The organism is Streptomyces sp. NPDC021562, from assembly GCF_040640875.1.
GTDB lineage: Bacteria > Actinomycetota > Actinomycetes > Streptomycetales > Streptomycetaceae > Streptomyces.
Genome location: NZ_JBFACN010000005.1, coordinates 355,683 through 369,649, shown reverse-complemented (window position 1 = coordinate 369,649; position 13,967 = coordinate 355,683). Strand labels below are relative to the sequence as shown.

Here is a 13,967-nt window from a genome sequence, read left to right as displayed (position 1 = left end):
CGGCGAGCCGTCCGTCGCGGGCGCGGGCGCGGTCCTCGAAGACTCACCCCCAGTCCTGGAGGGACCACTTCACATGGCCAAGATCATCGCGTTCGACGAGGAGGCGCGGCGCGGCCTCGAGCGCGGCATGAACCAGCTCGCGGACGCCGTCAAGGTGACGCTCGGCCCCAAGGGCCGCAACGTCGTCCTCGAGAAGAAGTGGGGCGCCCCCACGATCACCAACGATGGTGTCTCCATCGCCAAGGAGATCGAGCTCGAGGACCCGTACGAGAAGATCGGCGCCGAGCTGGTCAAGGAAGTCGCCAAGAAGACGGACGACGTCGCCGGCGACGGTACGACCACCGCGACCGTGCTCGCCCAGGCCCTGGTCAAGGAAGGCCTGCGCAACGTAGCCGCCGGCGCCAACCCGATGGCCCTCAAGCGCGGTATCGAGAAGGCCGTCGAGGCCGTCTCCGGTGCCCTCCTCGAGCAGGCCAAGGATGTCGAGACCAAGGAGCAGATCGCCTCCACGGCCTCCATCTCCGCCGCCGACACCCAGATCGGCGAGCTCATCGCCGAGGCGATGGACAAGGTCGGCAAGGAAGGCGTCATCACCGTCGAGGAGTCCCAGACCTTCGGTCTGGAGCTGGAGCTCACCGAGGGTATGCGCTTCGACAAGGGCTACATCTCGGCGTACTTCGCCACCGACATGGAGCGTATGGAGGCGTCCCTCGACGACCCGTACATCCTGATCGCCAACTCCAAGATCGGCTCCGTCAAGGACCTGCTCCCGCTCCTGGAGAAGGTCATGCAGTCGGGCAAGCCGCTGCTGATCATCGCCGAGGACGTCGAGGGCGAGGCCCTGTCGACCCTGGTCGTCAACAAGATCCGCGGCACCTTCAAGTCCGTCGCCGTCAAGGCCCCGGGCTTCGGCGACCGCCGCAAGGCGATGCTGAACGACATCGCCATCCTCACCGGCGGCGAGGTCATCTCCGAGGAAGTCGGTCTCAAGCTCGAGAACACGACCCTCGACCTGCTGGGCCGCGCCCGCAAGGTCGTCATCACCAAGGACGAGACCACCATCGTCGACGGTGCCGGCTCCACCGAGCAGGTGCAGGGCCGGGTCAACCAGATCCGCGCCGAGATCGAGCAGTCCGACTCGGACTACGACCGCGAGAAGCTCCAGGAGCGCCTGGCCAAGCTCGCCGGTGGCGTCGCCGTCATCAAGGCCGGTGCCGCGACCGAGGTCGAGCTCAAGGAGCGCAAGCACCGCATCGAGGACGCCGTGCGCAACGCGAAGGCGGCCGTCGAGGAGGGCATCGTCGCCGGTGGTGGCGTGGCCCTGCTGCAGGCCTCCCAGGTCTTCGAGAAGCTGGAGCTGGAAGGTGACGAGGCGACCGGCGCGCAGGCCGTGAAGCTCGCCCTGGAGGCCCCGCTCAAGCAGATCGCCGTCAACGCCGGCCTCGAGGGTGGCGTCGTGGTGGAGAAGGTCCGCAACCTCACCCCGGGTCACGGCCTGAACGCCGCGACCGGTGAGTACGTCGACCTGGTCGCCGAGGGCATCATCGACCCGGCGAAGGTGACGCGTTCCGCCCTGCAGAACGCCGCCTCCATCGCCGCGCTGTTCCTCACCACCGAGGCCGTCATCGCCGACAAGCCGGAGAAGGCCGCCGCGGCCGCCCCGGGCGGCATGCCGGGCGGTGACATGGACTTCTGAGCCTGACGGCTCGGCAGCTCCCGCACAGCACGAAGGGCGGTACCCCCTGGTCGACAGGGGGTACCGCCCTTCGCCGCACCCGGGGTCGAACGGCCCCTGGCGGGTGAGGAACGCAACGTCGCGGCGAGTTCGGTGAGCGCCTTCCCGGCCGGAAACTGCGGGACGTCGGTGACCGACGGTGATCCTGCAGGCGGGCCCCGGCTGCCCCTGGCGGGTGGGGGACGGGACCAGCGCGGCGATGAGTTCGGCGGGCGCGTCCAGTGCGTCCGACGGCGAGGCAAGGCGCCGTGGTCGAGCGGCCGCTGCCCGGCGGGCGATCCGGCGGGCGACGCGGTGGGGGCGCCTCCCGGCCGGAGGACGCGGATGGCGATGCCCGACGGGCCGCCGAAGGCGTGCCCCGGCAGCCCCTAGCGGGTGAGGAAGGGGCCCAGTGCCTCGGTGAGTTCGGCCGGTGCGTCCAGGGCGATCAGGTGCGCGGCGGTGGGGAACTCGACCAGGGTGGCGCCGGGGATCCCGGCGGCGTAGCGGCGCCCGATGTCCTGGAAGTCGGGGACGTCGAGCTTGCCGATCCCCACCAGGGTGGGCACGCGGATGCCGGCGAGGTCGCCGGCCGTGGGCCCCTGGGAGTGCTCGCCCACCACGTCCTGGTTCACCAGCGACGTGCGCAGCGGGCCGCGGAGCCGGTCGGACAGTCCGTCGGCGACGTCGTCCCAGCCGCGGGCCGGCCCGCGCAGCCACATGTCGAGGTTCACCCGGACGGCGGTGTCCAGGTCGCCCGCGGCCAGCGCCGCGGTCTCGGCCTCGTCGTACGCGATCATCTCCGCGGACCAGTCGTACCCCGGCCACGGCGGGGCGAGCAGCGCCAGCGAGTGCACCCGGTCCGGGTGGGTGAGCGTGAAGTCCACGGCCACCCGGCCGCCCCAGGACGCGCCCACCAGCCGGACCCGGTCGAGGCCGAGGTGGTCCAGGAGGCGGCGCAGGTCGTCGCTCTCGCCGAACGGTCCGCTCGGCGGCGCGGACTCGCCGAAGCCGCGCAGGTCGTACCGGACGACCGTGTGCCGTTCGGCGAGGGCGGGTGCGACCGCGTCCCACATACGGTGATCCGCCACACCGGCGTGCACGAGTACGACGGGCGGCCCGTCACCGGTGACGGAGTAGGAGAGGTGGCCGAGCTCGTCGGCGAGTGTCTGCATCCGCAGATGCTCCCAGCGCCCCGATGCGCACCGCCACCCGATAAGAGGAGCGGGACGCCAGCCGACAAGAGGCGCGGGGCGTTGGCCGATAAGGGGCGTGGGGTGGGCCCCCGGGGCCGTGGCGGGGGTCACACGGCTTCGTCGGCGGGAGTGGGAATGCGCGTGGGCGGACGGATCGTTGTGCACGACGCGCACTCGATGCGCGTGCACATACCACCCGGTCAACGAGCCGGACCGTACGACCTCGGGCGCCCGGCCTCGGGTACCCGCCCCACTCACGAGGAGCCCCCCACGTGACCGTCACCACGACCCCCGCCTCCCGCGCGGCGGAGATCCTCTCCCGCCCCATCGTCCTGAACGGGCTCACGGTCCCCAACCGGATCGTGATGGCCCCCATGACCCGCCAGTTCAGCCCCGGCGGCATCCCCGGCGAGGACGTGGTCTCGTACTACGCCCGCCGGGCCGCCGCCGGTGTCGGTCTGATCGTCACCGAGGGGACGTACGTCGGCCACGACTCGGCCGGGGACAGCGGCCGTGTCCCGCGGTTCCACGGCGAGGAGCAGCTGGCGGGCTGGGCGAAGGTCGCCGAGGGCGTGCACGCGGCCGGCGGCACGATCGTCCCGCAGCTGTGGCACATCGGCATGGTCCGCAAGCAGGGCCGGCCGCCGTTCGCGGACGCCCCCGCCGTCGGCCCCTCCGGCATCCGCCTGGACGGCACCGAGGGCGAGGGCAAGGAGATGACCCGCCAGGACCTGGACGACGTGATCGCCGCGTTCGCCGAGGCCGCGGCCGCCGCCGAGCGCATCGGCTTCGACGGCGTCGAGCTGCACGGCGCGCACGGCTACCTGCTCGACCAGTTCCTGTGGGCGGGCACCAACCGCCGTGCCGACGCGTACGGCGGCGACCTGGTGGCCCGTACGAAGTTCGCCGCCGAGGTCGTCGCCGCGGTCCGCGCGTCGGTCTCCGCCACCTTCCCGGTCATCTTCCGCTTCTCGCAGTGGAAGTCCGACAACTACGACGCCCGCCTCGCCGAGACCCCCGAGGAGCTGGAGGCGATCCTCACGCCGCTGGCCGCCGCCGGCGTCGACGTCTTCCACGCCTCCACCCGGCGCTACTGGCTCCCCGAGTTCGAGGGCTCCGACCTCAACCTGGCCGGCTGGACCAAGAAGCTCACCGGCAGGCCCACCATCACCGTCGGCTCGGTCGGCCTCGACGGCGACTTCATCAAGGGCTTCATGGGCGAGGGCTCCCCGGTCAGGGGCATCGACGACCTCCTCGACAGCCTGGAGCGCGAGGAGTACGACATGGTCGCCGTCGGCCGCGCCCTCCTCCAGGACCCCGAGTGGGCGTCGAAGGTCCTCGCAGGCAACACCGACGAGCTGAAGCCGTACGACGCGGCGGCCCTGAAGTCGCTGAGCTGAACCGCTTCCGAGCCGAGCCCAGCCGAACGGGCCGGCGGGCGGAGACGTGCGAGATCACCGGAACACGGTCATGACCAGTGCGACCGCTCCCTGCACCGGCAGGGAGAGGACGCCGAAGAGCAGGGCCCAGATCCGCGCCGTCTCCGCCCCCAGGCGCCGCCACCGCGCCCAGCCCCAGCCGCCGACGGCGGCCAGCACGGGGACGAGGGCCGGTACGACGTGACCCGCCACGCACAGCGGCACCACGTCGAGCGCCGACAGCAGCACCAGCCCGGCCCGGACACCGCGTGCCCCGCGCGTCTCGGGCCGCCCGACCCGCATCACGCCGTATATGACTGTGTGCAGGACGGCGACGAGGGCGCAGACGACGGCCACTTCCAGGGCCTTGTCACCCAGCACCGCCGGGAAGTCCCACCGCAGCAGTCCGTCCAGGAGGTCGGAGAGCACGGGGAAGGCCAGCACTGCGAGTGTGACCAGGAGCGAGACACGCAACTGCCTGGCGAGGCCGGTCATCAGTGCTGCTCCGGTCGACGGCTGACGGGGGAACGCGACGTCCAAGCCCGTCGACTGGCTGAAAACCGCCGTACGGGTGGGGTGGATTCTATGCACCGACCGCGGACACCGGCACTTACCCGTGGTGCCGTGCGTTCCACCGGTGACCAGCAGCCGCCGAGGCGAGAGCGAGCGACCATGACCGCCAGTGAAACCCGGCCACCGGCCTCCGCGGCCGCCGAGGGCCCCGTCGTGCGGACGGCCGCCGGTGCCGTGCGCGGACTCCAGGAGGACGGACTGGCGGTCTTCCGGGGCATCCCGTTCGCCGAACCCCCGGTGGGGGAGGCACGGTTCGCGGCGCCCCGGCCGGTCCGCTCCTGGGACGGCACCCGCGAGGCGTACGCCTTCGGTCCGCCGCCCCCGCAGGACCTGGGCATCCAGGGGCGCACGGGCGTACGGGAGGCCCCCGAGGGCGACGACTGGCTGACGGTGAACGTGTGGACGCCCGACCCGGACCCGGCCGCCCGCCGCCCGGTGATGGTGTGGATCTACGGCGGCGCGTACAAGCTGGGCCACTCCGGCAGCCCCGGCTACGACGCGCAGCGCATCGCCCGCCAGGGCGACGTCGTCGTGGTCACCCTCAACTACCGCGTCGGCATGGAGGGTTTCGCCCACATCGAGGGAGCGCCCGCGAACCGCGGCCTGCTGGACCAGGTGGCGGCCCTGGAGTGGGTACGGGACAACGTCACCGCGTTCGGCGGCGACCCCGGCCAGGTCACGGTCTTCGGCGAGTCCGCGGGCGCCGGGTCGGTGGCCTCGCTCCTCGCGATGCCCAGGGCGCGCGGCCTGTTCCGGCGGGCGATCGCGCAGAGCGTCCCGGGCACCTTCTTCTCCGCCGAGCTGGCCGAGGACATCGGCAGGGCCCTCGCGGCCGAGGCCGGCCTGCGCCCCACGGTGGCCGACCTGGCGACGACCGACCCGCGCCGGCTGCCGGAGGCCGGACAGGCGCTGAGCGCCAAGATGGCCCAGTACGTGGACCGTTGGGGCCGGATCGCGCCGACGCTCACTCCGTTCTCCCCGGTGGTCGACGGGGACGTGCTGCCCAGCACCCCCTGGGAGGCGCTCGCCTCCGGCGCCGCCCGCGACGTGGACCTGCTCGTCGGCCACAACCGCGACGAGTTCCGCCTCTTCCTCGTCATGGCCGGCATGCACGGCAGGGTCACGGAGGAGCAGGCGACCGGCGCGCTGCGTCTGTTCGGACCGGGTGGCGAGGCGGGCGAGCGGGCCTACCGCGCGGCCCACCCCGACGCGTCACCCACCGCGCTGTACGCACAGGTGCAGACGGACTGGCTGTTCGCGATGCCGTCCCTGCGCCTCGCGGAGGCCCAGACCGCGGGCGGCGGCCGGGCCCACCTCTACGAACTGACCTGGGGCGCCCCCGGCGCCGGCGGCGTCCTGGGCGCCTGCCACGGCCTGGACATCCCCCTCCTCTTCGGCACCTTCGACGCGGACCTCGCCAACCTCCTCTGGGCGGGCGCCGACGTCACCGCCGAGGCCCAGACCCTCTCCACCCGGTTCCGCACCGCGTGGACGGCGTTCGCGAGGACCGGGGACCCGGGCTGGCCGGCGTTCGACACCCGGACCCGCGCCACCCAGCTCATGGACGCGACCCCGACGGTCACGGCGTACCCGGAGGAGCGGACGAGGCAGCTCTGGGAGGGATACGAGTTCACCCCGTCCCCCCTGCTCGGCTGACCCGCACCGGCCGTCGGCCGGGGTCAGAGGTTGCCGAGGGGTTCGATGTCGACGTGGACGGGGTTGCCCCACACCCGCAGCACCTCGTAGTCGGTGAACTCGTGCACCAGCCGGTAGGCCGCCGCGGGCCGGGAGCCGCGGCGCTGGGCGGCGATGTACAGCTCGGCCTCCCGGCGGTCGCGCCTGGGGGTGCCGCACAGCTGCCACTCCCGCCCGTTCCACGCCTCCGGCAGCCAGCGCTGCTGCGGCTGCGGCCGGTCGGCACGGACCCCGTACCGGGACATGGACGGCCCGGTGGCCTCCCCCGCGTCGGCGGGCCGGGGCCCACCGGCGAACTCCGACCGCCGCGCGGCCCGCCGCCGCGTCTCGCACAGCAGGCACAGATCAGGGGCGCTCTTGTCCACGGGGCCCTGCGGGTGTTCGGGGCACCGCGTGGTGGGGGCGGCGGCGCCGACGCTCTCCTCCAGCAGGTCGAGAGCGCGCCGCAGATCGTCCTTGACCTCGTACAGCTTGGCATCGGGCGTGTCGCCGGTCAGCGCGTCCCCGTGCTCCCCGAGCACGCGAAGGGCCCGGCCGAGGGCGGTGAGCTGGGCGTGGTTCATGGGACCCAGGGTTGCACAGGGCACCGACAACACCGCCGAACGTCCTGACCGGGATGCCGGATGCCGCGACCGTGCGCGGAGCTGGACGCCCGAGCCTCGGCAACCCTTCTCACATCGCCCAGTAGTCGCGCTCGGGCAGTTCGACCCAGTGGTCCGGTGGGCCGATGACCGCGCGGGCGTCGGTGGGGCGCAGACCGGTGCGGGCGAGGCAGTAGGCCACGGCCTTGTACTGGTACAGGTACGAGAGCAGCACCTCCTCCGGGCTGTCCTCGGCGTCCGGGCCGCCGCCAGGGTGCAGGTCCCAGCCCTCGCAGACGCCGTCGCGGTGGATGCTGCCCTGGTTGCCGCTCTTGGGGTTGGCGTAGAGGCCGTAGGAGACGGTGCCCTGGGAAAGACGGGCATGGAGGCCGGGCATGGACGGGCCGTATCCCCAGGGCTGGGTGAGTACACAGCCGCCCGGCACGGTCGTCACGCCGACCAGCAGCAGGGTGTCGTCGAGCTCGTACTCGTAGGGGTCCTCCAGCACGTCTTCAACGCGTTGGGCGTCGGCCGGCATCGCCTCCAGGCGACGTATCGCCTCCTCGGCGTCGATCCCGGCGACGCAGGCGAGCCCCAGGCCCTCGTAGTGGAACTCCCCCAGCGCCGTGAGGAGCCTCCGGCTCTCCTCCGCCATGGCGCGCTCGGTGTCCGTCAGAGGGAGTAGGTCCTCTGATGGTGTGAACAGGTCCGGCTCCGGCCCGGCCAGACTCAGGCGTGCCGGAGTCCAGCCGCCGAACCCCGTCCACAGCGGGTCGGCCCCGGCGGCGGCGAGTGCTCGCGCGTTGCCGGTACGGCCCGCGGCCACCGCGTCCCACAAAGCGGTTGTCCCATTTTCCAGTGCGTCCACATCGGCGACCCGGCGGGCCAGTTCGGCGACGACCTCGGGTGAGCCGAAAACCGCCGCGCGGTGCAGGGGGCGTGAGCCTCCGACACCCCACCTCTCGGGATCGGCCCCGGCATCGAGCCGTCGCGTCACGTCCGCATGGTCCAGCCAGCCCCGGTAGTCCATACCGGCCCAGCCCCCGTCATCCCGCCCCGTCATCCCGCGCCCCCTCCAGCCCCGCTGACCTCTGTGACGCCACCCTCGCAGACGCCACTGACAACGGCTGCCGATCGCCTCCCCGGGGTCACTTCGTCACCGGGCGTTCCCCTTCACGTCCGCCACGATGGGCCGCCCAGGCTGGCTTTGTCCGCGCGAACGGACAGCGAATCTTCTCCACTTCGGGAGGCGCGATCGATTCGAACGGTCGGCAGCCTGGGCCACCTCGGAGGCGCCGCTCTTCTCTGCTCACCTCGGAAACTCGGAACTCTCACCGACGGCGGCAAGAAGTTCGAAGGGAAACTCTCGGTCCCCCTGGCCGATAGTGAGGCCGAGCCAGCGGCCGGCAGACGGCATCCTCCAAACCTGCATGTCCACGGCGACGTTGCACAAGTAGCTCAACGGCTCGGGCGCCTCGTTGCCGGAGTAGACCGGGTCGTCAAGTCCGAGATAGGGCCGCAAGTCGATAGTCTCTGGGGCACCCCAGCGTCCGGTGAGAACGACAGCCAGCGCGGCAAGGTCGGCCTCCAGCTCCCCTTCGGCCGCATCGACGATCTCGGTGCTCCGGTCTTCCCAGAAGTCCTGGCTCTCACGGAGCACCGCCAGGTGAAAGCCGGGCCCGCCCCACTGCCCGTTCGCGTCCGGTCGCCCCTCCTCGTCAGGGAAGGGCCGAAGGATCAAGCCGTCGAGGATCGACAACTGGTCGCCGACGTGGTCTGCGGACGGGTTCTGAGGGGGCATGGCCGAAGGGTAGCTTCGCGGCTCAGCCGCTACGGCCGGACCATCGGGGCAGCTCGACCCACGTCACAAATATCGAACAGAGCCGGGGTCGGCTGCCTTCCGAAGTGGTGAACAGCTTCGGGTCGAGGGGGTTTTCGAGTCTCGGACGGGGGTGAACGAGTGGGAACGGGTGGTGCGAGACCGAGGCGGTAATTCGGTGGCCCTGCGAAGTCGGTGGTCGGGACACTGCCGGCGTGGGTCTTCATGAGGGTGAGATCGCGGTCGACGAAGCGGTGGTGCGGGCGCTGGTGGCGGCTCAGCGTCCTGAGTGGGCGGGGTTGTCCCTGTCGTGGGTGGGGGCGGGTTCGGAGAACACCATGTTCCGGCTGGGGGACGAGCTGGTGGTGCGGCTGCCCCGGACCGTCGAGAAGGGCGCGGCCCTGCGCAAGGAGCACGAGTGGCTGCCGCGCCTGGCGCCCTCCCTCTCGTGCGCAGTGCCCACGCCCGTCCACGCCGGGACGCCCACCGGCGCCTACCCGGCCCGCTGGTCGGTCTACCGCTGGATCGACGGTGCCGAGGCCGGTCCTGCCAGCGTCCGGGACTGGGCCGCCTTCGGCACCGACCTGGCGGCGGTCGTGCGGGAACTGCACGGTGTCGGCCTCATGGGGGCGGTGCGCGCGGACGATCTGAGCTGGTACCGCGGGGGCAGCCTGCGGGAGTGCGACGACTGGGTCGGGGAGTATCTCGCGGACTGCCGCCGGATCGCGGGCGGCGAACTCGACGTCGACACCCTGGAGCGGTTGTGGCGGGCGGCGCTCGCGCTGCCCGACCCGCACGGGCCGCACGTATGGCTGCACGGCGACCTCAGGCCCACCAACCTGCTGGTCCGGCGGGGCAGGCTGCACGCGGTCATCGACTTCGGCGCCCTCTCGGTCGGCCACCCGGACGCCGAGCACGCCGTGCTCTGGGACCTGCCGCAGGAGGCCCGGCAGGCCTACTGGGACGCCCTGGGCCTCGACGAACCGACCTGGGTCCGGGCCCGCGCCTGGGCGATCGCCGTCGGTGTCGCCGGAGTCGCCTACTACTGGGAGACCTTTCCCGCCTTCGTCGCCGAGTGCCTCGCCCGGCTCCGGGCGATCCTCGCCGACGCCGCCACGCGGTGAGGCGTCAGCCGGGGGGCGCCGGGGCGTTGTGACGCCGGGTGCCGGCTCGGCCCGGTTCACCTGGGGGACGGTTCGCCCGCCGTATTCGCGACACGCCGCGTGTCGGCCCTGAACCCGATGTACGTGGCCAGGAAGCCGACCGCGTAACCGGTCAGCAGCCCGCCCGCGTACACCGCCGCCGCCAGGGCCGGTCCCCTGTTGCCCGTGACGAGCGGGAACAGGGCCCAGCCCGACGGTCCGATCGCGGTCGCGCCCACCCGGTCGCCGAGCGTCGCGAAGAACCCGACGAACGCCCCGCCGGCCGCGCCGCCCGCGCAGGCGGTCAGGAAGGGGCGGCCGAGGGGGAGCGAGACGCCGTAGATCAGGGGTTCGCCCACGCCCAGCAGGCCCGCGGGAAGGGCCGATCTGATCGTCGTACGCAGTGAGGTGTCGTGGCGGAGGCGGGCGTAGACGGCGAGGGCCGCGCCGACCTGGCCCGCGCCCGCCATGGCCAGCAGGGGGAGCAGGACGGTGTAGCCCTGCTGCTGGATGAGGGTGGTGTGGATGGGGATCAGGGCCTGGTGCAGGCCCAGCATGACCAGGGGGAGGAAGAGGCCGCCGAGGATCAGTCCGGCGAGGGGGCCGGTGGTGGTGAGGAGCCAGTTCGCGGCGGTGCCGATGGCGGCGGAGACGACACCGGCGACGTACATGAGGCCGTAGAGCGTGGCCAGGCCGGCGGTGAGGACGGTGACGGTGGGGGTGAGGAGGACGTCGAGGGCGGCCGGGACGCGTCCCCGGCACCACTTCTCGACGTACGTCGCGAGCAGGGCGGCGGCCAGCGCGCCGAGGACCCCGCCCTGGCCGGGGGAGAGGGCGACCCCGAAGGCGGTCACCTTCGCGACGCCCGGGTAGACGACGACGGCCGCGACCGCGCCGCCCAGCACCGGTGTCCCACCGAACACCTTCGCCGTGTTGTAGCCGACGAAGACGCTGATCAAAGCCATGAAGCCGGAGGCGACGGCGGCGAGGGCGGGGGTCAGGCCCGGCAGCCAACCGGCGTTGACGAGGAGCCCGCCCAGCCCGGCGAGCATCCCGCACCCGATCAGCGCCGGGATGAGCGGGACGAAGACGTCGGCGACCCGGCGGAGGGCGGTCTTGAAGGGGGTCGCGTTGCGCCGGGCCCGCTCCGCCCGCAACTCGGCACCACGGGCGGCGAGCGCCGGGGCGTCGAGCGCCCGAAGACCACCCTCGACCGAGCCACCGCCCACCGGGGAGCCGGCGGCGCCGGTGCCGCCTGCCGGGGAGCCGTCCGCCGGGGAGCCGCCGAGCGCGGTGCCGCCTGCGGGGGAGTCGCCGAGCGCGGTGCCGCCTGCGGGGGAGTCGCCGAGCGCGGTGCCGCCCACCGGGGAGCCGGCGGCGCCGGTGCCGTCCGCCGGGGAGCCGCCGACCGTGGTGCCGCCTGCCGGGGAGCCGCCGACCGTGGTGCCGCCTGCCGGGGAGTCGTCGAGCGCGGTGCCGTCTGCCGGGGCGCCGCCGAGCGCGAGGCCGCGTGGCCGGGCGTCGTCGAGGACGGGGCTGCCGGGCGGTGGGGCGGGGGTGCCCGGCGTCCCGTCGGTCGCCCCGGCCGCGCCGAGCAGCGCCTCGAACGCCGCGGTCACCGTCACCACCGCGCCCGGTCCGATCACCACCTGGAGGGTGTCCCCGTCGGCCACCACCCCCAGCACCCCGGGCACCGCCCGCACCGCCTGCGCGTCGGCCATGGAGCGGTCGACGAGACCCACCCGCAGCCGGGTCATGCAGTGGGCGACGGAGGTGACGTTCGCGGGGCCGCCCAGGAGGGGGAGCAGCGCGGTGGCGGTGTCGTACGGCGATCTCTGCACCCCCCGAGCGTGCGGGTCAGCCCGCCGCCGTGGTGAGCGCCGCGCGCAGACGGCCGCCGGACTCCTCCAGAAGGCGGGCGGCGGTCGGCCCGTCCACCCCGGCCAGGATCACCAGGACGGCGTTCTTCACCTCGCCGCCGGTCGCGGTGAGGGCGTCCTCGATCTCGGCGTCCGGGGCACCCGTCGCGAGGGCGACGATCCGCCGGGACCGGGCGCGCAGCTTGTCGTTGGAGGCGCGGACGTCGACCATCAGGTTCCCGTAGGTCTTGCCGAGCCGGATCATCGTGATCGTCGACAGCATGTTGAGGACGAGTTTCTGGGCGGTGCCCGCCTTCAGCCGGGTGGAGCCGGTGAGCAGCTCGGGGCCGACGACCACCTCGACCCCGTGCTCGGCGGCGGCCGCGAGCGGACTGCCCTCGTTGCAGGCAAGTCCGACGGTGAGGGCGCCGAGGGCGCGGGCGTGCGCGACGGCGGCGACGGCGTAGGGGGTGCGGCCGGAGGCCGAGATACCGACGACGGTGTCGGCGGCGCCGATACCGAGCGCGTCGAGATCCTGCCGGGCCAGCTCCGCCGAGTCCTCGGCCCCCTCCACCGACGTGACCAGGGCCTCCGGCCCGCCCGCGATGACGCCGACCACCTGTCCGGGGCGGGTGTTGAAGGTGGGCGGACACTCGGACGCGTCGAGGACGCCCAGCCGCCCGGCGGTACCGGCCCCGGCGTACACCAGCCGGCCGCCGTCCGCCATCCGGGCGGCGATGGCGTCGACGGCGGCCGAGATCTCGGGAAGGCGCCGGCCCACGGCAGCCGCGACCTGGGCGTCCTCGCCGTTCATCAGGCGGGCGAGGTCGAGGGTGGGCAGGGTGTCGATGTCGGCGAGTTCGGGGCGGAACGCCTCGGTGGTGAGCGAGTCGAGTTCGGCACGGAGGGCGCGGTGTTCGGTGGTCATGGGCAGACGGCTCTTCTCGACGGGCGCCAGGTCGGCTGACTCAGGGGCGCGGGAACGTGGGGGAGGTGCGGCTACCGGTGCCGATGGGCGAGCGCCTCGTACGACGCCGCCAACGCCGGTGCCGCCGCCTCGTACGTCCGCTGCGCCACCCCCACGAACAGACAATCCACCACCAGCAGCTGACTCGTCCGCGAGGACATGGCCGCGGGCCGAAGTTCACTCTCCCGCGAGGTGGAGGTGGTGAGCACGTGGTCGGCGTACTGCGTCACCGGTGAGTTCGGCCGTCCGGTGACGGCGACCGTCGTCGCCCCCCGTTCGAAGGCGGCCCGCAACGGCTCGATGACGTCCCCGGTGGACCCGGAGTGCGTGATCGCGACGGCCACGTCACCCGCCCTCAGCTGCACGGCGTTGGTGACGGCCAGGTGCGGATCGCCGGGGGCGTGCGCGATCAGCCCTATCCGCAGCAGCTTCTGCGTGAGGTCCTGGGCGACGAGCCCGGACGCCCCGATGCCGTACACATCGGTCCGCCGGGCACCGGCGAGCGCGTCGACGGCCGCCCCGAGCTGCGCCGTGTCGAGGCCGGCGGCCGTGTCCGCGAGGGTCTGCCGTTCCTCGTGGGCGAGTTTCGCGACGACGTCGGCGAGCGGGTCGTCGACGGCGATGTCGGTGGTGAGGGCGGGCGCGCGGCCCGACTGCTGCTGCGCGGCGAGCCCGGCGAGGGCGAGCCGCAGGTCGCGGTAGCCGGGATAGCCGAGCAGCCGGGCGGTGCGCACGACGGTCGCCTCGCTCGTGCCGGTGAGCTGCGCGAGTCCGGTGACCGTGAGGGCCGCGCAGCCCGCGGGGTCGCCGGCGACGGCCTCGGCGACGCGCTGCATGGAGCGGGTCATGGACGGGGCGAGGGTGCGCACCTTGGCGGCGAGCGCGCCCGGGGCGGGTGGCCGCGCGTTTCCCGGGCGGCCCCGGGGCGGAGTGGAACGGTCCTCGGTGAAAGTTTCCTTCACGTCCTCGTTCACTCGTGAAAAGTATTTTCGACTCGGGCTCT

12 protein-coding genes are annotated in these 13,967 nt (G+C 73.2%); 4 read left to right on the top strand and 8 right to left on the bottom strand.

Annotation, left to right across the window (positions count from 1 at the left end; all coding sequences use genetic code 11):
* The first annotated feature begins 73 nt into the window (after positions 1 to 73).
* Entirely contained in the window at positions 74 to 1,696 is a 1,623-nt protein-coding gene (gene groL / locus AB0G52_RS10640; protein ID WP_046730948.1) for a chaperonin GroEL, read from the top strand.
* Positions 1,697 to 2,103: 407 nt separating this feature from the next.
* Here groL and AB0G52_RS10635 read toward each other — a convergent pair whose 3' ends face one another.
* Positions 2,104 to 2,889: an alpha/beta fold hydrolase gene (locus tag AB0G52_RS10635; protein ID WP_361335700.1), complete on the bottom strand. Its 786-nt coding sequence runs from the start codon at positions 2,887 to 2,889 to the stop codon at positions 2,104 to 2,106.
* 293 nt (positions 2,890 to 3,182) lie between these two features.
* On the opposite strand from AB0G52_RS10635, the gene AB0G52_RS10630 reads away from it, so the two are divergent.
* Entirely contained in the window at positions 3,183 to 4,310 is a 1,128-nt protein-coding gene (locus tag AB0G52_RS10630; protein WP_132892002.1) for an NADH:flavin oxidoreductase, read from the top strand.
* A gap of 54 nt (positions 4,311 to 4,364) precedes the next feature.
* On the opposite strand, the gene AB0G52_RS10625 is transcribed toward AB0G52_RS10630, so the two are convergent.
* On the bottom strand, positions 4,365 to 4,823 hold the full coding sequence (locus AB0G52_RS10625) for a hypothetical protein (protein ID WP_361335697.1): 459 nt from the start codon (positions 4,821 to 4,823) through the stop codon (positions 4,365 to 4,367).
* A 177-nt stretch (positions 4,824 to 5,000) separates the two neighbouring features.
* Here AB0G52_RS10625 and AB0G52_RS10620 point away from each other — a divergent pair, with 177 nt between their 5' ends.
* Complete coding sequence (locus AB0G52_RS10620) at positions 5,001 to 6,557, top strand: carboxylesterase family protein (RefSeq protein ID WP_361335694.1); 1,557 nt, start codon at positions 5,001 to 5,003, stop codon at positions 6,555 to 6,557.
* A 23-nt stretch (positions 6,558 to 6,580) separates the two neighbouring features.
* On the opposite strand, the gene AB0G52_RS10615 is transcribed toward AB0G52_RS10620, so the two are convergent.
* From AB0G52_RS10615 to AB0G52_RS10605, 3 genes are all read right to left on the bottom strand, one after another.
* Positions 6,581 to 7,159 (bottom strand): hypothetical protein, encoded by a 579-nt coding sequence (locus tag AB0G52_RS10615; RefSeq protein ID WP_132891999.1) that lies wholly within the window; start codon positions 7,157 to 7,159, stop codon positions 6,581 to 6,583.
* A 109-nt stretch (positions 7,160 to 7,268) separates the two neighbouring features.
* Complete coding sequence (locus tag AB0G52_RS10610) at positions 7,269 to 8,240, bottom strand: ankyrin repeat domain-containing protein (RefSeq protein ID WP_361335691.1); 972 nt, start codon at positions 8,238 to 8,240, stop codon at positions 7,269 to 7,271.
* 246 nt (positions 8,241 to 8,486) lie between these two features.
* Positions 8,487 to 8,978: a hypothetical protein gene (locus tag AB0G52_RS10605; protein WP_361335688.1), complete on the bottom strand. Its 492-nt coding sequence runs from the start codon at positions 8,976 to 8,978 to the stop codon at positions 8,487 to 8,489.
* A 233-nt stretch (positions 8,979 to 9,211) separates the two neighbouring features.
* Between AB0G52_RS10605 and AB0G52_RS10600 the strand changes: the two genes are divergently transcribed.
* A complete protein-coding gene (locus AB0G52_RS10600) occupies positions 9,212 to 10,120 on the top strand; it encodes an aminoglycoside phosphotransferase family protein (RefSeq protein ID WP_361335685.1) in 909 nt (302 codons plus the stop codon).
* A gap of 56 nt (positions 10,121 to 10,176) precedes the next feature.
* Here AB0G52_RS10600 and AB0G52_RS10595 read toward each other — a convergent pair whose 3' ends face one another.
* From AB0G52_RS10595 to AB0G52_RS10585, 3 genes are all read right to left on the bottom strand, one after another.
* Positions 10,177 to 11,979, bottom strand: a complete 1,803-nt coding sequence (locus AB0G52_RS10595) for a PTS transporter subunit EIIC (protein WP_361335683.1) — start codon at positions 11,977 to 11,979, stop codon at positions 10,177 to 10,179.
* Positions 11,980 to 11,995: 16 nt separating this feature from the next.
* The gene (gene murQ / locus AB0G52_RS10590) at positions 11,996 to 12,925 is read right to left on the bottom strand and encodes an N-acetylmuramic acid 6-phosphate etherase (RefSeq protein ID WP_361335680.1); all 930 of its coding nucleotides are present in this window, start codon (positions 12,923 to 12,925) and stop codon (positions 11,996 to 11,998) included.
* Between the two features lie 71 nt (positions 12,926 to 12,996).
* Entirely contained in the window at positions 12,997 to 13,938 is a 942-nt protein-coding gene (locus AB0G52_RS10585) for a MurR/RpiR family transcriptional regulator (RefSeq protein ID WP_361335677.1), read from the bottom strand.
* Between the last annotated feature and the right edge of the window lie 29 nt (positions 13,939 to 13,967).

Coding starts and splice junctions, on each gene's coding strand:
- AB0G52_RS10625 (WP_361335697.1), bottom strand. CDS start 4,823: ATGACCGGCCTCGCCAGGCAGTTGCGTGTCTCGCTCCTGGTCACACTC.
- AB0G52_RS10635 (WP_361335700.1), bottom strand. CDS start 2,889: ATGCAGACACTCGCCGACGAGCTCGGCCACCTCTCCTACTCCGTCACC.
- AB0G52_RS10610 (WP_361335691.1), bottom strand. CDS start 8,240: ATGACGGGGCGGGATGACGGGGGCTGGGCCGGTATGGACTACCGGGGC.
- murQ (WP_361335680.1), bottom strand. CDS start 12,925: ATGACCACCGAACACCGCGCCCTCCGTGCCGAACTCGACTCGCTCACC.
- AB0G52_RS10615 (WP_132891999.1), bottom strand. CDS start 7,159: ATGAACCACGCCCAGCTCACCGCCCTCGGCCGGGCCCTTCGCGTGCTC.
- AB0G52_RS10620 (WP_361335694.1), top strand. CDS start 5,001: ATGACCGCCAGTGAAACCCGGCCACCGGCCTCCGCGGCCGCCGAGGGC.
- groL (WP_046730948.1), top strand. CDS start 74: ATGGCCAAGATCATCGCGTTCGACGAGGAGGCGCGGCGCGGCCTCGAG.
- AB0G52_RS10605 (WP_361335688.1), bottom strand. CDS start 8,978: ATGCCCCCTCAGAACCCGTCCGCAGACCACGTCGGCGACCAGTTGTCG.